Annotated in this window: 20 protein-coding genes and 3 tRNA genes; 11 read left to right on the top strand and 12 right to left on the bottom strand. The window is 53.1% G+C overall.

All coding sequences use genetic code 11. The annotated features are described in order from the left end of the window. Positions 1–5: 5 nt before the first annotated feature. Both tsaE and nnr read right to left on the bottom strand, forming a co-directional pair. Complete coding sequence (tsaE, locus tag LDB27_RS19825; protein ID WP_000981984.1) at positions 6–467, bottom strand: tRNA (adenosine(37)-N6)-threonylcarbamoyltransferase complex ATPase subunit type 1 TsaE; 462 nt, start codon at positions 465–467, stop codon at positions 6–8. Further along, a complete protein-coding gene (nnr, locus tag LDB27_RS19830; RefSeq protein ID WP_000968673.1) occupies positions 439–1,986 on the bottom strand; it encodes a bifunctional ADP-dependent NAD(P)H-hydrate dehydratase/NAD(P)H-hydrate epimerase in 1,548 nt (515 codons plus the stop codon). The genes tsaE and nnr overlap by 29 nt, the downstream gene beginning before the upstream one ends. Here nnr and queG point away from each other — a divergent pair. After that, the gene (gene queG / locus LDB27_RS19835) at positions 1,985–3,124 is read left to right on the top strand and encodes a tRNA epoxyqueuosine(34) reductase QueG (protein ID WP_001615111.1); all 1,140 of its coding nucleotides are present in this window, start codon (positions 1,985–1,987) and stop codon (positions 3,122–3,124) included. The two genes, nnr and queG, sit on opposite strands and share 2 nt — an antisense overlap. 269 nt (positions 3,125–3,393) lie before the next feature. Here queG and LDB27_RS19840 read toward each other — a convergent pair. The 3 genes from LDB27_RS19840 to LDB27_RS19850 form a co-directional block, all read right to left on the bottom strand. Next, positions 3,394–3,469 (bottom strand) — tRNA-Gly (locus LDB27_RS19840). A gap of 156 nt (positions 3,470–3,625) precedes the next feature. Next, positions 3,626–3,701 (bottom strand) — tRNA-Gly (locus tag LDB27_RS19845). Between the two features lie 156 nt (positions 3,702–3,857). Next, positions 3,858–3,933, bottom strand: a tRNA-Gly gene (locus LDB27_RS19850). Positions 3,934–4,208: 275 nt separating this feature from the next. On the opposite strand from LDB27_RS19850, the gene LDB27_RS19855 reads away from it, so the two are divergent. Then, positions 4,209–4,949 carry an arginine ABC transporter substrate-binding protein gene (locus tag LDB27_RS19855; protein ID WP_000727892.1) on the top strand — a complete coding sequence of 247 codons (741 nt, stop codon included), beginning with the start codon at positions 4,209–4,211 and terminating at the stop codon, positions 4,947–4,949. Positions 4,950–5,010: 61 nt separating this feature from the next. On the opposite strand, the gene orn is transcribed toward LDB27_RS19855, so the two are convergent. Continuing rightward, entirely contained in the window at positions 5,011–5,556 is a 546-nt protein-coding gene (orn, locus tag LDB27_RS19860) for an oligoribonuclease (RefSeq protein ID WP_001271546.1), read from the bottom strand. Between the two features lie 106 nt (positions 5,557–5,662). Between orn and rsgA the strand changes: the two genes are divergently transcribed. The 3 genes from rsgA (at position 5,663) to mscM (ending at position 11,120) form a co-directional block, all read left to right on the top strand. Next, complete coding sequence (gene rsgA, locus LDB27_RS19865; RefSeq protein WP_000041989.1) at positions 5,663–6,715, top strand: small ribosomal subunit biogenesis GTPase RsgA; 1,053 nt, start codon at positions 5,663–5,665, stop codon at positions 6,713–6,715. Positions 6,716–6,806: 91 nt separating this feature from the next. Next, a complete protein-coding gene (asd, locus tag LDB27_RS19870; RefSeq protein ID WP_000934949.1) occupies positions 6,807–7,775 on the top strand; it encodes an archaetidylserine decarboxylase in 969 nt (322 codons plus the stop codon). A gap of 18 nt (positions 7,776–7,793) precedes the next feature. Further along, on the top strand, positions 7,794–11,120 hold the full coding sequence (gene mscM / locus LDB27_RS19875) for a miniconductance mechanosensitive channel MscM (protein ID WP_001236755.1): 3,327 nt from the start codon (positions 7,794–7,796) through the stop codon (positions 11,118–11,120). A 61-nt stretch (positions 11,121–11,181) separates the two neighbouring features. Here mscM and yjeM read toward each other — a convergent pair whose 3' ends face one another. Beyond that, entirely contained in the window at positions 11,182–12,684 is a 1,503-nt protein-coding gene (yjeM, locus tag LDB27_RS19880) for a glutamate/gamma-aminobutyrate family transporter YjeM (RefSeq protein WP_000149872.1), read from the bottom strand. Positions 12,685–12,909: 225 nt separating this feature from the next. Next, positions 12,910–13,887 (bottom strand): elongation factor P--(R)-beta-lysine ligase, encoded by a 978-nt coding sequence (epmA, locus tag LDB27_RS19885; protein ID WP_000004797.1) that lies wholly within the window; start codon positions 13,885–13,887, stop codon positions 12,910–12,912. 322 nt (positions 13,888–14,209) lie between these two features. On the opposite strand from epmA, the gene frdA reads away from it, so the two are divergent. From frdA to LDB27_RS19910, 5 genes are all read left to right on the top strand, one after another. Further along, positions 14,210–16,000, top strand: a complete 1,791-nt coding sequence (gene frdA, locus LDB27_RS19890) for a fumarate reductase (quinol) flavoprotein subunit (protein ID WP_001192952.1) — start codon at positions 14,210–14,212, stop codon at positions 15,998–16,000. Beyond that, positions 15,993–16,727, top strand: a complete 735-nt coding sequence (frdB, locus tag LDB27_RS19895) for a fumarate reductase iron-sulfur protein (protein WP_000829509.1) — start codon at positions 15,993–15,995, stop codon at positions 16,725–16,727. The genes frdA and frdB overlap by 8 nt, the downstream gene beginning before the upstream one ends. Before the next feature lie 10 nt (positions 16,728–16,737). Beyond that, positions 16,738–17,133: a fumarate reductase subunit FrdC gene (gene frdC / locus LDB27_RS19900; protein WP_000208749.1), complete on the top strand. Its 396-nt coding sequence runs from the start codon at positions 16,738–16,740 to the stop codon at positions 17,131–17,133. A 10-nt stretch (positions 17,134–17,143) separates the two neighbouring features. Continuing rightward, positions 17,144–17,503 carry a fumarate reductase subunit FrdD gene (gene frdD, locus LDB27_RS19905; RefSeq protein WP_000609650.1) on the top strand — a complete coding sequence of 120 codons (360 nt, stop codon included), beginning with the start codon at positions 17,144–17,146 and terminating at the stop codon, positions 17,501–17,503. 110 nt (positions 17,504–17,613) lie between these two features. After that, complete coding sequence (locus tag LDB27_RS19910) at positions 17,614–18,147, top strand: lipocalin family protein (RefSeq protein WP_001221670.1); 534 nt, start codon at positions 17,614–17,616, stop codon at positions 18,145–18,147. A gap of 16 nt (positions 18,148–18,163) precedes the next feature. On the opposite strand, the gene sugE is transcribed toward LDB27_RS19910, so the two are convergent. Continuing rightward, positions 18,164–18,481 (bottom strand): quaternary ammonium compound efflux SMR transporter SugE, encoded by a 318-nt coding sequence (gene sugE / locus LDB27_RS19915; RefSeq protein ID WP_000118469.1) that lies wholly within the window; start codon positions 18,479–18,481, stop codon positions 18,164–18,166. Positions 18,482–18,736: 255 nt separating this feature from the next. Here sugE and LDB27_RS19920 point away from each other — a divergent pair, with 255 nt between their 5' ends. Continuing rightward, positions 18,737–19,324, top strand: a complete 588-nt coding sequence (locus LDB27_RS19920) for a helix-turn-helix transcriptional regulator (RefSeq protein ID WP_000912959.1) — start codon at positions 18,737–18,739, stop codon at positions 19,322–19,324. 30 nt (positions 19,325–19,354) lie between these two features. Here the strand turns inward: LDB27_RS19920 and ecnB are convergent, their stop codons facing one another. The 3 genes from ecnB to efp form a co-directional block, all read right to left on the bottom strand. After that, positions 19,355–19,501: a lipoprotein toxin entericidin B gene (gene ecnB, locus LDB27_RS19925; protein ID WP_000239598.1), complete on the bottom strand. Its 147-nt coding sequence runs from the start codon at positions 19,499–19,501 to the stop codon at positions 19,355–19,357. Positions 19,502–19,608: 107 nt separating this feature from the next. After that, entirely contained in the window at positions 19,609–19,743 is a 135-nt protein-coding gene (locus tag LDB27_RS19930; RefSeq protein ID WP_001670700.1) for an entericidin A/B family lipoprotein, read from the bottom strand. 60 nt (positions 19,744–19,803) lie between these two features. Then, a complete protein-coding gene (gene efp, locus LDB27_RS19935) occupies positions 19,804–20,370 on the bottom strand; it encodes an elongation factor P (protein ID WP_000257282.1) in 567 nt (188 codons plus the stop codon). Positions 20,371–20,390: the final 20 nt, after the last annotated feature.

The raw sequence follows: 20,390 nt of genomic DNA on the forward strand, positions 1-20,390 counted from the left end.
TATAGCTAATCGGCTAAACGCGCCAGTAACGAATGACCCGATGAGGATACCGCGCTTACGCGAGCCTCACGCCCCTGCGCCTGGTAATCAATATGGATTTCGACGTCCGGGTCGGGGAGAACGCCTTTACCTTGTTGCGGCCACTCCACCAGACAAATGGCGTCGTTGGCGAAATAATCGCGAATGCCCATAAACTCCAGCTCCTCCGGGTCCGCAAGACGGTACAAGTCGAAGTGATATACCATCATGTTATCAAGCGCATAAGGCTCTACCAGCGTATAGGTGGGGCTTTTTACATTACCGTTATGGCCTAACGCCTGTAAAAATCCCCGGCTAAACGTCGTTTTACCGGCACCTAAATCGCCATACAGATAAATAACGGTCGCGCCATCACAGGCGTTGGCTACCCGTTGCCCCAGGTCTAGCGTCGCCTGTTCGTCAGGTAGCGGAATTACTCGATTCATCATGGTTTACGTCAATCACATCAGGGTTAACAATACGCCGCAGCGTAGTAAAAAGATCGGTCGCCAACATGCCGCGAGCGCCATAACGCGCTGCCAGTAAGTCCGCCGCCGCGCCGTGAGCCACACATCCCACACATGCCGCATCATACGGGGTAAACTTCTGTCCGAGCAATGCGCCGATGATGCCGGACAGGACATCGCCCATCCCGCCGCTCGCCATCCCTGCATTACCAGCGTCAATGATAGCCAGAGGGTGGTGTTCAGCGGCGATAATCGTTCCTGCGCCTTTTAACACGACCACGCCTCCATACCGTTTTACCAGACGCTGCGCTGAAAGTAAGCGATCACTTTCAATTTCTGCCACAGAACATCCTAACAGGCGGGCAGCCTCTCCCGGATGCGGCGTAATCACGCGATTGTGACGTTTATCAGGATTGATTGCCAGTAGGTTCAACGCATCCGCATCCCACAGCATAGGTTTACGGACGTTTTCTACTTTCTGTAAGGCTTTTTTGCCCCATTCCTGCTGCCCAAGCCCCGGGCCGATCACCACAACGTCAGCCCAGGTCAGGCTCTCTTCCAGCGACTGAGGCGTGAGTTCATGTACCATCAGTTCCGGGCGGGCCGTCAGCAACGGCGCGATGTTTTCACCGCGAGTCAGAACTCTGACCAACCCAGCCCCCGTACGCAGCGCCGCCTCGCCAGCCATCCGAATTGCGCCCGCTGTTCCCTGGTCGCCGCCGATAATCGCCAGACGACCATGATCGCCCTTATGCGAGGTCGGTCGACGCGGCGTTAACCATTGCCCCAACTGCGTCGCGTCAAAACGCCGGAGCGGCGGCGTCTGGTTTGCCAGCCAGCCTTCCAGTCCCAACGCGTCATAATGCAATATGCCGGTAACGTCACGCGCTTTGCCGGTCAGCAGGCCTGGTTTCAGGGCGATAAACGTGACCGTATGCGCGGCGCTTATCACCGCGCCAGGCGTGGCGCCCGTTTGCGCCAGCAGGCCTGACGGGATATCGACGGCGACAACCGGCGCAGGATGGGCGTTCGCCTGTTCAATCAGACCGGCTACCGGGTCGCGCGGCGCCTGGGCTATGCCGGTGCCAAGCAGCGCGTCGATAATCAGATCCGTCGCTTCCGGCCAGATAATATCGGCAGCATGGATAATGCCGCCGGCATTCAGCCAGGCATCGCGCGCCTGCGCCGCTTCTTCAGGCAACGGTTTATCGCTCTCCTGCGCCAGCAACGTTACGCTAATGCCCGCCGCTTGCGCTAGTCGCGCCACGACGTAACCATCGCCGCCGTTGTTGCCATGACCACACAACACCAGCCAGTGTCGGGTGTCAGGATAACTGTCACGGGCTACCCGAAATGCCGCGTCGCCAGCGCGCAGCATCAATTCATAGAGTGTGAGTCCGAAGGCATCCGCCGCATCGCGTTCCAGCCGTTTGATGTCATCGGCGGGCCAAATGGAGTGTGGTATACTTACAGGGTTTTTCTTCATGTTATGGTCCATCATGTCAAAGCCCCTCGATCTCAATCAGTTAGCGCAAAATATTAAGCAGTGGGGGCTGGAGCTGGGCTTTCAGCAGGTCGGTATTACTGATACCGATCTGCGCGCATCCGAACCTGCGCTGCAGGCGTGGCTGGACAAACAATACCACGGCGAGATGGCATGGATGGCGCGCCACGGTATGATGCGCGCCCGGCCTCATGAACTCTTACCCGGTACGCTACGTGTCATCAGCGTGCGCATGAACTATCTGCCCGCCAACGCCGCGTTTGCCAGTACGTTGAAGGATCCCACGCTGGGCTACGTTAGCCGATATGCGCTGGGGCGTGATTATCACAAGCTATTACGCAGCCGCCTTAAAAAACTGGGCGAGCAGATCCAGCAGTACTGCGGTTCGCTGAATTTTAGACCGTTTGTCGACTCTGCGCCTATTCTTGAACGCCCATTAGCGGAAAAAGCCGGACTTGGCTGGACGGGTAAGCACTCACTTATCCTTAATCGGGAGGCAGGCTCATTCTTTTTCCTGGGGGAATTGTTGATTGATTTACCGCTGCCGGTCGACCAGCCGGTCGAGGAAGGTTGCGGCAAATGCGTCGCCTGTATGACCATTTGCCCGACCGGGGCGATTGTCGAACCGTATACGGTGGACGCGCGGCGCTGTATTTCTTATCTCACCATTGAGCTGGAAGGCGCTATTCCGGAAGCATTTCGCCCACTGATAGGCAACCGTATTTACGGCTGCGATGACTGCCAGCTTATCTGTCCGTGGAATCGTTACTCTCAGTTGACCGACGAAGCAGATTTTAGCCCACGCAAGGCGCTGCATAACCCAGATTTGGTTGAGTTGTTTAGCTGGAGCGAAGCGCAGTTTCTGAAAGTCACTGAAGGTTCTGCGATTCGGCGCATTGGTCATTTACGCTGGCTGCGCAATGTTGCCGTCGCGCTGGGGAATGCGCCGTGGAGTAATGCCGTCATTACGGCGCTGGAAAGCCGCAAGGGTGAGCATCCACTTCTCGATGAGCATATCGAATGGGCGATTGCGCAACAAATTGAAAAGCGCAACGCCTGCATCATTGAAGTGCAGCTACCGAAAAAACAGCGTCTGGTCAGGGTGATTGAAAAAGGGCTGGTGCGCGATGCCTGAATTATTCACAGGCTGTGTATAAAAATAAAAACACATTGCGATTCAAGAGGGAAAAAAGGAACAGTCAATAACGCTAACGTTTTGAAATCTTATTTTTTCTATATTTTTCAGTAAATTATAGAAATTCTACGCGTCAGGTATAATTTTTTGCATTCCAGGAGTAATGGGCCAACCTGTGGATAAGTCTGTTTACAAGGATCTGACGAAAGCGGAACAAAACGTGCCCCAACGCGATATTCGTTGTGGATAATTTTACTGTAGATAAGAATTGGAGCGGGAAACGAGACTCGAACTCGCGACCCCGACCTTGGCAAGGTCGTGCTCTACCAACTGAGCTATTCCCGCATAATCTTCGTCTTTCGAACCGCTACTGCGTTGGCTGCCTTCACTCGCCTGAGTCACTTACTTCAGTAAGCTCCTGAGGACTCATTCAGTTGCCGCCTTGTCGCAATTCGAAATCCTGCGATTGGTGGTCTGCACTTAACAAGTACTTTCAAATTTTGGAGCGGGAAACGAGACTCGAACTCGCGACCCCGACCTTGGCAAGGTCGTGCTCTACCAACTGAGCTATTCCCGCATAATCTTCGTCTTTCGAACCGCTACTGCGTTGGCTGCCTTCACTCGCCTGAGTCACTTACTTCAGTAAGCTCCTGAGGACTCGTTCAGTTGCCGCCTTGTCGCAATTCGAAATCCTGCGATTGGTGGTTTGTACTTAACAAGTACTTTCAAATTTTGGAGCGGGAAACGAGACTCGAACTCGCGACCCCGACCTTGGCAAGGTCGTGCTCTACCAACTGAGCTATTCCCGCAAATTTGTTGCTGTCGTAATTCGCATTTCTGCGTCGTTACGGGAGGCGCATTATACGAGAAATCCATTTAGCTGCAAGCCCCTGAACGCATTTTTTCGCGATTTTTGTTTGAATGCTGATTAAATCACCAAACAAGACAAAAAACGAGCAAAGCGCGCGCTATGCAACAAAAAACTTTTCACGCCACGCCTAAAGGCACAGAATCAGAATAGCACCCTGCGCCAAAAAAAGAATAGCACGGTGACCACAACATCCAATTGATATCAGGGATCAAGATGAAAAAAAAACTTATTGTCATGCTGTTAGCCAGCCTCTCCGTTCACGCCGCTTCCGTTTCCGCCAGAACATTACATTTTGGCACCTCCGCCACCTATGCGCCCTATGAGTTTGTCGATGCCGATAATAAAATTGTTGGTTTCGATATTGATGTCGCCAACGCGGTCTGCAAAGAGATGCAAGCGGAGTGCTCATTCACTAACCAGAGCTTTGATAGTCTGATCCCCGGCCTACGCTTCAAAAAGTTTGATGCGGTGATCGCCGGTATGGATATGACGCCCAAACGTGAGCAGCAGGTCTCCTTTAGCCAACCCTATTACGAAGGTTTATCGGCGGTAGTCGTCACGCGTAAAGGGGCTTATCACACTTTTGCCGATCTGAAAGGCAAAAAAGTCGGTCTGGAAAACGGTACAACGCATCAGCGCTATTTGCAGGATAAACAACAAGCTATCACGCCTGTCGCCTATGACAGCTATCTAAACGCCTTTACCGATCTGAAAAATAACCGTCTTGAGGGCGTGTTTGGCGATGTCGCCGCGATTGGAAAGTGGCTAAAAAACAATCCGGATTACGCCATCATGGATGAACGCGCCAGCGATCCTGACTACTACGGAAAAGGGTTAGGCATTGCGGTACGCAAAGGCAATGACGCGCTATTGCAAGAAATTAATGCCGCGCTCGACAAGGTGAAAGCGTCGCCGGAATATGCGCAAATGCAAGAGAAATGGTTTACGCAGTAATTCAGTGGCGGGAGAGCTGCCGGATGAGACGCTCTGGCGTTGCCATCCGGCATGTTACGCCTCACAGCTTAATGAAATGCTCGCGGTAGTAAGCCAGCTCCGCCACCGACTCGCGAATATCATCCATCGCCTGGTGCGTGCCCTGCTTGGTAAAGCCGGCCAGAATCTCCGGCTTCCAGCGGCGCGCCAGTTCCTTGAGCGTACTGACATCCAGATAGCGATAGTGGAAGTAAGCCTCCAGTTCCGGCATATATTTAAACAGAAAACGACGATCCTGACCGATACTGTTACCGCAAATCGGCGACTTACCCGCAGGCACCCACGTTTTCAGAAATTCAATCGTCGCCAGTTCAGCGTCTCGTTCGCCCATCGTACTTGCCTTAACGCGATCTACCAGACCGCTGCCGGTATGGGTGCGCACGTTCCAGTCATCCATTAACGCCAGTTGCGCATCGGATTGATGTACCGCAATCGTCGGCCCTTCCGCCAGAATATTCAGGCTGGCATCCGTTACCAGCGTGGCTATCTCAATAATGCGATCGCGCTCGGGGTCCAGACCTGTCATCTCCAGATCGATCCAAATCAGGTTGTTTTCATCGGCACTCATGCTATTTTCCACCCTTCAGAGGTCACATTCACTGTGACTATATTCATCTACAATTGCGTGTATCATAGATGTTTTGCCCACTATGGGCGACCAGGAGCCAGTACGATTGAGCAAAAATAAACTCTCCAAAGGCCAGCAGCGCCGTGTGAACGCCAATCACCAGCGTCGTTTAAAAACGTCCGTGGAGAAAGCCGACTACGATGACAACCTGTTTGGCGAGCCTGCAGAAGGTATCGTCATTAGCCGTTTTGGTATGCATGCCGATGTGGAGTCTGCTGACGGCGAGGTTCACCGTTGCAATATCCGCCGCACTATCCGTTCGCTGGTGACGGGCGATCGCGTCGTCTGGCGTCCGGGCAAAGCCGCCGCAGAGGGCGTCAACGTAAAAGGCATCGTTGAAGCGGTGCATGAGCGCACCTCGGTATTGACGCGCCCGGACTTCTACGACGGCGTGAAGCCTATTGCCGCCAACATTGACCAAATCGTTATCGTCTCCGCGATTTTGCCGGAGCTGTCGCTGAATATCATCGATCGCTATCTGGTCGGCTGTGAAACCCTACAGGTTGAGCCGCTTATCGTACTCAATAAAATTGATCTGCTGGACGACGAAGGTATGGACTTCGTTAATGAGCAGATGGATATCTACCGCAATATCGGCTATCGCGTGCTGATGGTCTCCAGCCATACGCAGGATGGTCTGAAACCGCTGGAAGAGGCATTAACCGGTCGCATCAGTATTTTTGCCGGGCAGTCCGGCGTCGGAAAATCCAGTCTGCTAAACGCTCTACTCGGCTTACAGAACGAGATTCTGACGAACGATGTGTCGAATGTCTCCGGTCTGGGTCAACATACCACTACCGCTGCTCGTCTGTATCATTTCCCGCATGGCGGCGATGTCATTGATTCCCCCGGCGTGCGCGAGTTCGGCTTATGGCATCTGGAGCCGGAACAAATCACCCGGGGCTTTGTCGAATTTCATGACTATTTGGGACATTGCAAATACCGGGACTGCAAGCATGACGCCGATCCAGGCTGCGCCATTCGCGAAGCGGTAGAGAACGGCGCTATTGCGGAAACCCGTTTCGAAAATTATCACCGAATTCTTGAAAGTATGGCGCAGGTAAAAACGCGTAAAAACTTTTCTGATACGGACGACTGACAGATACGCTAGGCGTCGTTAGAATCGTCCCCTTTTTTCAGGATACCGGTATAACTGCCGGTTCAGGAACAACAATGGCCTGGAGGCTACCTTGTTAAACTCATTTAAACTTTCGCTACAATACATTCTGCCGAAACTATGGCTCACTCGCCTGGCGGGCTGGGGCGCAAGCAAACGAGCAGGATGGCTGACAAAACTGGTTATCGATCTCTTCGTAAAGTATTACAAAGTTGATATGACTGAGGCGCAAAAACCGGATACCGCCAGCTATCGTACGTTCAATGATTTCTTTGTTCGTCCGCTGCGTGATGACGTGCGTCCGCTCAATACCGATCCTAACATCCTGGTGATGCCTGCCGACGGCGTGATAAGCCAGTTAGGTCGTATCGAAGAAGATAAAATTTTGCAGGCCAAAGGCCATAATTACAGCCTTGAAGCGTTGCTGGCGGGTAACTACCTGATGGCGGATAAGTTTCGCAACGGCACGTTTGTGACCACTTACCTCTCCCCTCGCGACTACCATCGCGTGCATATGCCATGCAACGGCATCCTGCGTGAAATGATCTACGTACCGGGCGATCTGTTCTCCGTTAACCATCTGACCGCGCAAAACGTCCCCAACCTGTTTGCCCGCAACGAGCGCGTTATCTGTCTGTTTGATACCGAGTTCGGCCCTATGGCGCAGATTCTGGTCGGCGCAACTATTGTCGGCAGTATCGAAACCGTCTGGGCGGGGACCATTACCCCGCCGCGCGAAGGCATCATCAAGCGCTGGACCTGGCCAGAAGGCGAACATGAAGGGTCTGTCGCCTTGTTGAAAGGCCAGGAGATGGGACGCTTTAAACTGGGTTCCACGGTCATCAACTTATTTGCGCCGGGGAAAGTGAATCTGATCGCGTCGCTGGCAAGCCTGTCCGTTACCAAAATTGGCCAACCGCTGGCGACGTCGACCGAAACATTCGTCGCGCCGGAGGTAGAACCTGCTCCGCTGCCGGCAGAAGAAATTAAAGCCGAACACGACGCCAGCCCGCTGGTTGACAATAAAAAAGACGACACCTAATCAAGAGAGAATGCTGACGTGCGCCTGATTATCGCTTTTCTGATGGCCTGGTGCCTCAGCACGGGGGCGTTCGCCGCAACGGCCCCCGACGCCAAACAAATCACGCAGGAACTGGAGCAGGCAAAAGCGGCGAAGCCCGCTCAGCCGGAAGCCGTTGAGGCGCTCCAGACTGCGTTAAACGCGCTTGAAGAGCGAAAAGGCTCGCTTGAGCGTGCGAAACAATATCAACACGTTATTGATAATTTCCCTAAGCTATCCGCCACCTTGCGCGCCCAGTTGAATAATCTGCGCGATGAACCTCGCAGCGTACCGCCAGAGATGTCCACCGAAGCGTTAAATCAGGAGATCTTGCAGGTTAGCAGCCAGCTACTGGATAAAACCCGCGAGGCGCAACAGGAGCAGGAGCGCGTCAGGGAGATCGCCGACTCGCTCAGCCAGCTTCCCCAACAGCAAAACGATGCCCGCCGCCAGCTTAATGAGATTGAGCGACGGCTCGGCGCCGCAGGCGGAAGTGCCGCGCTTAGCCAGGCGCAAAGTCTCAGTATGCAGGCGGAGTCCGCCAAACTAAAAGCGTTAGTCGACGAACTGGAGTTGGCGCAACTGTCCGCCAACAACCGGCAGGAACTGGCTCGTCTGCGTTCCGAGCTGGCGGAAAAACAGAGTCAGCAATTGGATGCGTATCTTCAGGCGCTGCGCAATCAGCTCAATAGCCTGCGTCAACGTGAAGCGGAACGCGCGCTGGAAAGCACTGAGCTGCTGGCGGAAAACAGCGCCGGTTTGCCGGAAGGCATCGTCGAACAATTTAAAGTCAACCGCGAGCTGTCACAGGCACTCAATCAACAAGCGCAGCGGATGGATCTGGTCGCCTCGCAGCAGCGACAGGCTACCAGCCAAACGTTACAGGTGCGCCAGGCGCTCAATACGCTGCGGGAGCAGTCGCAATGGCTTGGCGTGTCCAACATGCTTGGCGAAGCGCTGCGCGCGCAGGTCGCCCGTCTGCCAGAGATGCCTAAGCCGCAGCAGCTTGATACGGAAATGGCGCAGCTACGCGTCCACCGTATGCGCTATGAAGAGTTACTCAATAAGCAGCCGCAGCTACGGCAAATACGTCAGGCCAATGGACAGCCGCTGACCGCCGAGCAAAACCAGATCCTTGACGCCCAGCTTCGCACTCAGCGCGAGCTGCTCAACTCTTTGTTACAGGGCGGCGACACGCTGATCCTGGAGCTGACCAAACTGAAAGTCTCCAACAGCCAACTGGAGGATGCGCTTAAAGAGGTTAATGAAGCGACCCACCGTTATCTGTTCTGGACCGCTGACGTTAGCCCGCTATCGCTCTCCTGGCCTGTTGATTTGGTTCAGGATTTACGCCGGCTTATCTCATTAGATACGTTTAATCAGTTAGGTAAAGCCAGCATCATGATGCTGACCAGCAAAGAGACGCTACTGCCGTTATTCGGCGCGCTGGCGCTGGTCGGGTTTAGCCTCTATTCACGCCAACACTTCAACCGGTTCCTTGAGCGCTCGGCCTCGCGCGTCGGGAAAGTCACCCAGGATCACTTCTCGCTGACGCTGCGAACGGTGTTCTGGTCGATTCTGGTCGCCTCGCCGCTGCCGGTCTTGTGGGCGACGCTCGGCTATGGTCTACAGGAAGCCTGGCCGTATCCGCTGGCCGTCGCCATCGGCGATGGCGTGACGGCGACAGTACCGCTGTTGTGGGTAGTCATGATTTGCGCCGCGTTTGCCCGCCCTAATGGCCTGTTTGTGGCGCATTTTGGCTGGCCGCGAAACCGGGTAGCGAAAGCGATGCGCTACTACCTGATGAGCATTGGGCTGATCGTGCCGCTCATCATGGCAGTGATCATGTTTGATAATCTTAACGATCGGGAGTTTTCCGGCTCGTTGGGCCGCCTTTGCTTCATCCTGATATGCGGCGCGCTGGCGCTGGTCACGCTGAGTCTGAAAAAAGCGGGCATCCCGCTCTATCTTGATAAAGAAGGCAACGGCGACAACATGGTCAACAGCCTGCTGTGGAATATGTTGATGGGCGCGCCGCTTATCGCGATTCTGGCAGCGGCAGTGGGTTATCTGGCCACGGCGCAGGCGCTACTGGCGAGACTGGAAACCTCGGTCGCCATCTGGTTCCTGTTGCTGGTCATTTATCACGTCATTCGCCGCTGGATGCTGATCCAACGACGCCGACTGGCTTTTGACCGCGCCAAACATCGTCGGGCGGAAATGCTGGCGCAGCGCGCGCGCGGCGAAGAAGAACCGGCGCATTCCTCCAGCCTGGAAGGCGCGGTCGACATCGATGAAAGTGAAATCGATCTTGACGCTATTAGCGCTCAGTCGCTGCGTCTGGTCCGCTCAATTCTGATGCTTATCGCCCTACTATCGGTAATTGTACTGTGGTCGGAAATTCACTCGGCATTCGGCTTCCTGGAGAATATTTCGCTGTGGGATGTCACCTCTACGGTGCAAGGCGTGGAAAGCCTGGAGCCGATTACCCTCGGGGCGGTGCTCATTGCGATTCTGGTCTTTATCATAACCACGCAGTTGGTGCGTAATCTGCCTGCGCTGCTGGAACTGGCGTTATTACAGCATCTCGATTTAACGCCTGGTACCGGTTACGCCATCACGACCATCACCAAATATTTGTTAATGCTGATTGGCGGGCTGGTCGGTTTCTCGATGATCGGCATTGAGTGGTCGAAGCTACAATGGCTGGTGGCCGCGCTCGGCGTTGGGCTTGGTTTTGGCCTGCAAGAAATTTTCGCTAACTTTATCTCCGGCCTGATTATTTTGTTTGAAAAGCCGATTCGTATCGGCGATACGGTGACCATTCGCGATCTCACCGGCAGCGTGACCAAAATCAATACCCGCGCCACCACCATCAGCGACTGGGATCGTAAAGAGATTATCGTGCCGAATAAAGCCTTTATCACCGAACAGTTTATCAACTGGTCGCTGTCTGACTCCGTTACGCGCGTGGTGTTAACCATCCCGGCGCCAGCGGATGCCAATAGCGAAGAGGTGACGCAAATTCTGCTGACGGCGGCGCAGCGCTGTTCTTTGGTGCTGGACAACCCGCCGCCTGAAATCTTTCTGGTGGATCTCCAGCAGGGTATTCAAATTTTCGAACTGCGTATCTATGCCGCGGAAATGGGACACCGTATGCCATTACGCCATGAGATCCACCAATTGATTCTGGCGGGCTTCCGCGAGCACGGTATTGATATGCCGTTCCCGCCGTTCCAGATGCGTCTGGAGAGTCTCGGCGGTAAACAAACGGGGAGAACGTTAACGTCAGCGGGTAAAACCAGCCGCCCGGCGGGCAGTTTGTAGCGCATGATCCAGGCAAGAAATGCCGGATGCGACCCGTCGGGTCTTATCCGGCATACGGCCTTTACTCCGCCGCCCACTCCGGATCGGCGCTCATGCGGCTGCTGTAATTCTGATAAATCGCCATCGCCAGCAGCGAGAAAAAGATCGGGCCGCCGATCATCCACAAGGCGCTGTCCCAGTCCCCAGCTTCAATCACCGGCTGGATGATGGTAAAGACGTTGGCAAACGTCACCACCAGCACCACAACACCCGTCGCGACCAGGGTAGAGGCTTTGGTTTTAAAGAGAACAAATGGCCGCTCCAGATCCTGACGCGCTTTAAAGAAGGGAAATGCCAGCGCAAGGAACAGGTATGGCAAGGTCATTGAGACGTTCGCCATCAGCGTGAGTTTGTTATAAAACGCCGATGCGGTGTCACCGCCAAAAGAGACCAGCAAAATAAACAGACTCACCAGCACGCACTGTAGCCACATAGCGGTCGCCGGCATACCGTTAGCGTTCAGTGTCGTCATCGGCGCGGGCCACAACGCTTTTGGCGTCCCCTGAATAATGGCTTTCAGCGGTGAATAGCTCAACGTAAAAAACGCGCCGGTATAAGCCAGAAACATAGAAAGGCCGGTGATACGCGCAAACCAGACGCCCACCGTCATCGCTGCGTCCGGAGAAAGGTTTAACGCGTTACCTAATGTCGTGCCTAAACTCGACATCAGAATGTAGGTGATATTCCCTAAGTTAACGGCGCTATTACTTAATATCTGTTGCCAGTTAGTGCTGACGCCCCATAAAAAGATCGCCAAAGAATAACCAATTGAAATCACAATAGCCGCGAAAACAATACCTTTCGCAAAATTCTTTTCCGGTTTCTCGGTTTTATCCACCAGTCCGCCGACAGCCTCAATACCGCCGTAAGCAAAAATAGCAAATACCACAAATGACAACATTGCCAGGCCGGAGTGATAACCCGGATTCGGTGACGAGGTAAAATTAATTTCTTGTGCAAAATGCCCACCATTTAATAACAAAATAGCGACACTCACTAACAATAAAACTAAATTAAGGCACATTACGGCAATACCTCCGACCGCCGTAATTCGCGCAATTTTATTGATCCCTCTGGCGGCGACACACGTCACCAGAATCATCCAGCCGACGGCGAGCAGCCCGACAACCTGCGTAGGCTCAAGCCCCGCAATACGCCAGTGCTGCGTCATATCGGCGCCAAAAACAAAAGTAGAAAACGGTACCCAAATTTTTGCCGCCGTACTTACCATCCATATGACATACGATGAAAACCACATAAACGTGCCGATAAACGCGTAACGTGGCCCCACGCTATTATTCATCCACGAATAGATCCCGCCCTCTTCTTTGCGATAAGCGGAACCCATTTCAGCCATCATTAAGGCGAATGGAATAAAAAACAGCAAGGCAGAAAATATATACCACGGGATTGCGCTATACCCCATTAAATAAAACGCCGACGGGCTATTCGCAAAACCAAAAACAGAAGTAAAAATCATCAGGATAAGCCCAATAAGGCTCATCTTTTTTATCGTGTGGGTCATTCAACCATCCCTTACGCTCGAGCGCGTTTGCCAGACGCCGCTCACCGATTGACGCCGCCTTCTTTTTTACAAAGGTCAGCGATAAAAAAATCAACACAGGATTGATACCTAAATGGCATCAAAGTTCCAGCCTTATGTTGTGGCAAACAGAGGATAATTGAAAAAATATGCTACAAAATGGCGCTTATTGCGCCATTTTATCTCGCCAAAGAGTGAATTTCAGATTTACGCCCGATCGACCGTAAAAGCAATCACGTCCGCCAGGCTTTCTGCTCCCAGCGCCAGCATCACCAGACGATCAACACCCAGCGCCACGCCGGAACAATCCGGTAGACCGGCGGCCAGCGCATCCAATAGATTTTGGTCAATCGGCTGCTGCGGCAGACCGCGCGCGGCGCGCTTACGATTGTCCTGTTCAAAGCGCTGTTGTTGCTCACGTGCGTCCGTCAGTTCGTGGAAACCATTCGCCAGCTCAATACCTTTGTAGTACACCTCAAAGCGCTCGGCGACGCGATGATCCTCGGTACTGATTTGTGCCAGCGATGCCTGACTTGCCGGAAAGTGATAAATAAAGGTCGGCTTTTCTTTACCTATATGCGGCTCAACCCCCATCGTGAACAGCAGTTGCAGCAACGTATCACGGTCTTCTTCCGTATCAGCGATATTGCTTAAATCAAGCTTTGCCGCCGCCTCACGCAGTTGCGTTTTATCTGCTGATAACGGGTCAATCTCCAGATGGCGCTGAAACGCCTGTTGATAGGAGAGACTTTCCGCAGGTTGACAATCCAGCACTTGCTGAAGCAAATCATCCACTTCATTCATCAGGCGGTACATATCGTAATGCGGGCGATACCACTCCAGCATGGTGAATTCCGGATTATGATGTCGTCCCATCTCTTCATTACGGAAACTGCGGCATAGCTGGAAAACCGGACCGCACCCTGCCGCCAGCAGGCGTTTCATATGGTATTCCGGACTGGTCATTAAATAGAGGTTCATCCCCTGGGAATGGCCAGGTCCGACGAAACGCGTTTCGAACGGGAACAGATGAATGTCTGTGACCGTCGCCTGACTCATGCAGGGCGTCTCAACCTCAAGCACTCCACGATCGGCAAAGAAACGACGGATTTCCGCCATAATCGCCGCACGTTTTAATAAATTGGGGATGGACGCGCTCGGCTGCCAGGTTGCCGTTTCGCTCATGATTCTTTCTCCAGTTTAAGACAAGGTCACGAAGTCTACTCGCAACGCGCGGGCGAAACAAATTTTGCGCAGGCGTATCGGGTGCCTTCTGGAGGGTAAAAAAAGTGATTTCAGATGGTTTAGTAATTAAATTAATCAAAATCAATGATAATTCATCCCTCTGATACGCTAAAAAAATCGAACACGTCAAATTTCCCTGACATCCCTGAGACTATACTGTTGTACCCATAAAGGAGCAGTGGAAACGCATTCATACTTCGCAGAACCCAGAGGCTTTATCTGGCTGCGCGAGGGTGAAATTACAATAATCTGGAGGAATGTCGTGCAAACCTTTCAAGCCGATCTTGCCATTATAGGCGCCGGTGGCGCGGGATTACGTGCTGCAATTGCTGCCGCACAGGCGAATCCCAATGCTAAAATCGCACTGATCTCAAAAGTGTACCCGATGCGCAGCCACACCGTCGCTGCCGAAGGGGGTTCAGCCGCTGTCGCCCAGGATCATGACAGCTTTGACTACCATTTTCACGATACGGTAGCAGGCGGAGACTGGCTGTGTGAGCAGGATGTCGTGGATTACTTTGTCCACCATTGTCCCACTGAGATGACGCAGCTGGAGCAATGGGGCTGCCCGTGGAGCCGCCGTCCGGACGGTAGCGTTAACGTGCGTCGCTTCGGTGGTATGAAAATCGAGCGTACCTGGTTCGCCGCGGATAAAACCGGCTTCCATATGCTGCATACCCTGTTCCAGACTTCCCTGCAGTTCCCGCAAATCCAGCGCTTTGACGAACATTTTGTGCTGGATATTCTGGTTGATGACAACCATGCGCGCGGCCTGGTGGCAATGAATATGATGGAAGGCACGCTGGTGCAAATCCGTGCCAACGCCGTGGTAATGGCGACAGGCGGCGCAGGCCGCGTATACCGCTATAACACCAACGGCGGCATCGTCACCGGCGACGGGATGGGCATGGCGCTGAGCCACGGCGTTCCGCTGCGTGATATGGAATTCGTTCAGTATCACCCGACCGGCCTGCCAGGTTCCGGTATCCTGATGACCGAAGGTTGCCGCGGTGAAGGCGGTATTCTGGTCAATAAAAATGGCTACCGTTACCTGCAAGACTACGGCATGGGCCCCGAAACGCCGCTGGGCGAGCCGAAAAACAAATATATGGAACTGGGGCCGCGCGACAAAGTATCCCAGGCTTTCTGGCACGAATGGCGTAAAGGCAACACCATCTCCACGCCGCGCGGCGATGTGGTTCACCTCGACCTGCGTCATCTCGGCGAGAAGAAACTGCATGAACGTCTGCCGTTCATTTGCGAACTGGCGAAAGCCTATGTCGGCGTCGATCCGGTTAAAGAACCGATTCCAGTACGTCCGACCGCGCACTACACCATGGGCGGCATTGAAACCGACCAGAACTGTGAAAGCCGTGTCAAAGGGCTGTTTGCCGTTGGCGAATGCTCCTCTGTTGGCCTGCATGGCGCGAACCGCCTCGGTTCCAACTCGCTGGCGGAACTGGTGGTGTTTGGTCGTCTGGCTGGCGAACAAGCAATGGAACGCGCTGCGACGGCAGGTGCCGCAAATAGCGCCGCGCTCGACGCCCAGGTTGCCGATATTGAACAACGTCTGAAAAATCTGGTGAACCAGGAAGGCAACGAAAACTGGTCGAAGATCCGCGATGAGATGGGTCTGTCTATGGAAGAAGGTTGCGGTATTTACCGTACCCCGGAACTGATGCAGAAAACCATTGATAAACTGGCCGAGCTTCAGGAACGTTTCAAGCGCGTACGTATCTCCGATACCTCCAGCGTGTTCAACACTGACCTGCTGTATACCATCGAACTGGGTCATGGTCTGAACGTGGCGGAATGTATGGCGCACTCTGCGCTGGCGCGTAAAGAGTCCCGCGGCGCGCATCAGCGTCTGGATGAAGGCTGTACCGAGCGCGACGATGTGAACTTTCTCAAGCACACCCTCGCCTTCCGCGATGCTGATGGCACGACCCGTCTGGAATACAGCGACGTGAAAATCACCACCCTGCCGCCAGCCAAACGTGTTTACGGCGGTGAAGCGGAAGCAGCCGATAAGAAGGAGAAGGCGAATGGCTGAGATGAAAAACCTGAAAGTTGAGGTGGTGCGCTATAACCCGGAAACCGATACCGCGCCGCACAGTGCTTTCTATGAAGTTCCTTATGATGAAACAACATCGCTACTGGACGCGTTGGGCTACATCAAAGATAACCTGTCGCCAGACCTGAGCTACCGCTGGTCCTGCCGTATGGCGATCTGCGGCTCTTGCGGCATGATGGTCAACAACGTCCCTAAACTGGCGTGTAAAACCTTCCTGCGCGATTACACCAACGGTATGAAGGTGGAAGCGCTGGCGAACTTCCCGATTGAGCGCGATCTGGTTGTCGATATGACGCACTTTATCGAAAGCCTGGAAGCGATCAAACCGTACATTATTGGCAACTCTCGCACGCCAGATCAGGGGCCGAATGTCCAGACCCCGGCGCAAATGGCGAAGTATCACCAGTTCTCCGGTTGCATCAACTGTGGTCTGTGCTACGCCGCGTGCCCGCAGTTCGGTCTGAATCCTGAGTTTATCGGACCGGCTGCGATTACGCTGGCGCATCGCTATAACGAAGATAGCCGCGATCACGGTAAGAAGGAGCGTATGGCGCAGTTGAACAGTCCGAACGGCGTATGGACCTGTACTTTCGTGGGCTACTGCTCCGAAGTCTGTCCAAAACATGTCGATCCGGCTGCGGCCATTCAGCAGGGTAAAGTGGAAAGCTCGAAAGACTTTCTTATCGCCACCCTGAAACCACGCTAAGGAGTGCAACATGACGACTAAACGCAAACCCTATGTGCGGCCGATGACGTCCACCTGGTGGAAAAAACTGCCGTTTTATCGCTTTTATATGCTGCGCGAAGGCACAGCAGTGCCGGCAGTCTGGTTCAGTATTGAACTGATTTTCGGTCTGTTTGCGCTCAAACACGGCGCGGAATCCTGGATGGGATTCGTCGGCTTTTTACAAAACCCGGTGGTGGTGATCTTAAACCTGATCACCCTGGCGGCCGCGCTGCTGCACACCAAAACCTGGTTTGAACTGGCGCCGAAGGCGGCCAATATCATTGTAAAAGACGAAAAAATGGGGCCAGAGCCAATCATCAAAGGGCTTTGGGTGGTCACTGCGGTAGTCACCGTAGTCATTCTGTATGTTGCCCTGTTCTGGTAAGGAGTCCCGGATGATTAATCCAAACCCAAAACGTTCTGATGAACCCGTATTCTGGGGGCTGTTTGGCGCAGGCGGTATGTGGGGCGCGATCATCGCGCCGGTGATCGTGCTACTGGTTGGCATCATGCTGCCGCTGGGGCTATTTCCGGGCGATGCCCTGAGTTTTGAGCGCGTACTGACGTTCGCCCAAAGCTTTATTGGTCGCGTTTTTCTGTTCCTGATGATTGTGCTGCCGCTATGGTGTGGCCTACACCGTATGCACCACGCGATGCATGACCTGAAAATCCACGTGCCCGCGGGCAAATGGGTCTTTTACGGTCTGGCGGCAATCCTGACCGTTGTGACAGCGATTGGCGTTATCACTCTCTAAGTTGCCACGATGCCCTCTTATCTACCCGATAAGAGGGCGTTTTTTCTTTTCCTGCCTCTCATTTTCCCGCCAGGTTCTACACTTAGAAAAAACACTGGAAGGAAAATCTTATGCGCATTCTGCCCGTCGTTGCTGCAGTTACGGCCGCATTTCTGGTCGTCGCCTGTAGTTCGCCTACTCCGCCTAAAGGCGTTACCGTGGTAAATAACTTTGATGCCAAACGTTACCTCGGCACCTGGTATGAGATCGCACGCCTCGATCATCGATTTGAACGTGGACTGGAACAAGTCACGGCCACCTATAGTCTGCGTGACGATGGCGGGATTAATGTCATCAATAAAGGCTATAACCCGGATCGGGGAATGTGGCAAAAAACAGAAGGCAAAGCGTATTTTACCGGTAGTCCAAACCGCGCCGCGCTCAAGGTCTCTTTTTTCGGCCCGTTCTACGGCGGCTATAACGTGATTGCGCTTGACCGGGAATACCGTCATGCGTTGGTGTGCGGCCCGGATCGCGACTATCTGTGGATACTCTCTCGCACGCCAACGCTTTCTGAGGAAATAAAACAGCAAATGCTGGCCGTCGCGACCCGGGAGGGGTTTGACGTCAATAAATTAATTTGGGTAAAACAATCAGGTTCGTAGCAATGTCAGCGACGAATTAATGCGCACTGAGTTTTAGCCCAATGATACCTGCGACGATCAAGCCAAGACTGAGCAAACGCGCCGGTGAGGCAGACTCGCCCAGCAGAAGGATACCGGTGATTGCCGCCCCGACGGCGCCGATGCCGGTCCAGATGGCGTACGCTGTTCCAACGGGCAGCGTTTTCATTGCCCAGGAAAGTAACGCCATACTGATAACCATGGCCGTAATGGTGATAATACTGGGGGTCAGACGAGAAAAACCGTGGGTATACTTCAGGCCGACAGCCCATACCACTTCAAGTAAACCAGCGATTAATAGAATGATCCAGGACATAGCAGGCTCCAGATAATTAATGGGGCCGTCCCCGGTGAGAATAGCGTTTACAGGTCGTCCTGTAACGTATACGGATGAAAAGCCATTCTTGCCTGAGAGAAAATGAATTTCAACCTTTTTATTTTTTTCCGTCTAAAGGCGGGAATTGGCCCTTTTAAGCCGCGTAGTTTTCGCATTTAGCGCCCACAGGAGTTCTCTATGATGGAACGCCTTCTGGGAAAGAAAGTGCTTTACTACTTCCGGGTGCAAAAAACTATGTTGAAAATTTTAGTGATAGACCGATGCCACTTTACCCGTACGGGCATGGAGGCCTGGCTTAATCACACTGATGTGCTCAGTTCTTCACTGCTGGTATCCGGGATGAATAACCTTATACTGGCGAAAGAACATATTCTGCAATGGAAGCCCCATCTGGTTATCGCTGATTTATATGGTTTTCTCAACGATGCCTTACCCGAGCAGCCTATCAATGCATTTTTTGCCGCCTGCAGGATGACGCCGTTGGTATTATTACAGTCAGGGAATATGCCGTACAGACCGCAATATGCCAGTCATGCGGTGTTATCTAAACACACGCCTTTACATGAGCTTGCACAACGAATTAAAGGAGCGCTATATACTCATCCACTGCAGGAAGCGCCGGAAAGCGCCACGCCATTGCTCTCTCCGCAGGAGGAAAAAGTGCTCGCGATGTGGACGGAAGGCACCAGCAATAAAGAGATTGCGTATGCGCTTGGCATTCACGGGAAAACGGTTTACACCTATAAACGTAATATCCGTATGAAACTTCATATGGATAACCGGTATTCTCCCTTTCTTATGCTTCCGGAGAAAATCGATTAACGGTACGACGCCATGCCGTACCGTTGATGATTACTGCTGAGCTCTGGTTGCAGCGCCAGAGATCGCACTACCACCGTCCGAGATGTCCTCGCCCACGCCGCGCGTGGTATTACAAGCAGTTAATACAGTGGAAAGTACCAAAACAGAAAAGATCGCTGCAATTGTCTTTTTAACCATAATGTCTTCCTTTTCTAGCCAATGTTGTTTGTGTATAGCAACTTAATAATAGACAACATCCCAGAAAATGACGGGCGATCGACTAATTTTAGGAAGACGAGAAGCGATTAGCTGGCTGCGCGGGAGATGGCGTGGCCAAGATGCTGAATATCTTCGCCGAAGCCGCGGGCGGTATTACATGCCGTTAATAATGTGCCGGTAAGAAGAACCAGTGCGACAAGGCAGATAAAGCGTTTCATCATTGAGGCGCGAAAAATAGGATGGCGCAGCATACGCTGCACCATTTTTCCCGATAACGTAAATTATTTTACGCGGGATACGTATTCGCCGGAACGGGTATCGACTTTGATCACTTCGCCAATCTGCACGAACAGCGGAACTTTAACCACTGCGCCAGTAGACAGCGTGGCTGGTTTGCCGCCAGTACCTGCGGTATCGCCCTTCAGACCTGGGTCGGTATCAACAATTTCCAGTTCAACAAAGTTCGGCGGAGTGACAGAGATAGGCTGACCGTTCCACAGGGTTACGATGCATTCCGCCTGATCCAACAGCCATTTTGCGTTGTCGCCGATAGCCTTGGCATCTGCAGACAGCTGTTCGAAGGTTTCGTTGTTCATGAAATGCCAGAACTCACCGTCGTTGTACAGGTAAGTCAGGTTCATATCGACTACATCCGCGCCTTCAGCGGAATCGGTCGATTTGAAGGTTTTCTCAACGCGCGTGCCGGTCAGCAGACGGCGCAGCTTAACGCGGGCAAACGCCTGGCCTTTACCCGGTTTCACGAATTCACTGGATTCAACCGCATAAGGTTCGCCATCCAACATGATTTTAAGACCGGAACGAAAATCGTTGCTATAGTAAGTCGCCATAAGGCCCTCTGAAATTGTTA

This window comes from Salmonella sp. JXY0409-18 (assembly GCF_020268625.1).
GTDB lineage: Bacteria > Pseudomonadota > Gammaproteobacteria > Enterobacterales > Enterobacteriaceae > Salmonella > Salmonella enterica.

Excerpts from the sequence above, each read along its gene's own strand:
- tsaE (WP_000981984.1), bottom strand. The coding sequence starts at position 467 with ATGATGAATCGAGTAATTCCGCTACCTGACGAACAGGCGACGCTAGAC.
- queG (WP_001615111.1), top strand. The coding sequence starts at position 1,985 with ATGTCAAAGCCCCTCGATCTCAATCAGTTAGCGCAAAATATTAAGCAG.
- nnr (WP_000968673.1), bottom strand. The coding sequence starts at position 1,986 with ATGATGGACCATAACATGAAGAAAAACCCTGTAAGTATACCACACTCC.
- LDB27_RS19855 (WP_000727892.1), top strand. The coding sequence starts at position 4,209 with ATGAAAAAAAAACTTATTGTCATGCTGTTAGCCAGCCTCTCCGTTCAC.
- orn (WP_001271546.1), bottom strand. The coding sequence starts at position 5,556 with ATGAGTGCCGATGAAAACAACCTGATTTGGATCGATCTGGAGATGACA.
- yjeM (WP_000149872.1), bottom strand. The coding sequence starts at position 12,684 with ATGACCCACACGATAAAAAAGATGAGCCTTATTGGGCTTATCCTGATG.
- epmA (WP_000004797.1), bottom strand. The coding sequence starts at position 13,887 with ATGAGCGAAACGGCAACCTGGCAGCCGAGCGCGTCCATCCCCAATTTA.
- frdB (WP_000829509.1), top strand. The coding sequence starts at position 15,993 with ATGGCTGAGATGAAAAACCTGAAAGTTGAGGTGGTGCGCTATAACCCG.
- frdC (WP_000208749.1), top strand. The coding sequence starts at position 16,738 with ATGACGACTAAACGCAAACCCTATGTGCGGCCGATGACGTCCACCTGG.
- frdD (WP_000609650.1), top strand. The coding sequence starts at position 17,144 with ATGATTAATCCAAACCCAAAACGTTCTGATGAACCCGTATTCTGGGGG.
- LDB27_RS19910 (WP_001221670.1), top strand. The coding sequence starts at position 17,614 with ATGCGCATTCTGCCCGTCGTTGCTGCAGTTACGGCCGCATTTCTGGTC.
- sugE (WP_000118469.1), bottom strand. The coding sequence starts at position 18,481 with ATGTCCTGGATCATTCTATTAATCGCTGGTTTACTTGAAGTGGTATGG.
- LDB27_RS19920 (WP_000912959.1), top strand. The coding sequence starts at position 18,737 with ATGTTGAAAATTTTAGTGATAGACCGATGCCACTTTACCCGTACGGGC.
- ecnB (WP_000239598.1), bottom strand. The coding sequence starts at position 19,501 with ATGGTTAAAAAGACAATTGCAGCGATCTTTTCTGTTTTGGTACTTTCC.
- LDB27_RS19930 (WP_001670700.1), bottom strand. The coding sequence starts at position 19,743 with ATGATGAAACGCTTTATCTGCCTTGTCGCACTGGTTCTTCTTACCGGC.
- efp (WP_000257282.1), bottom strand. The coding sequence starts at position 20,370 with ATGGCGACTTACTATAGCAACGATTTTCGTTCCGGTCTTAAAATCATG.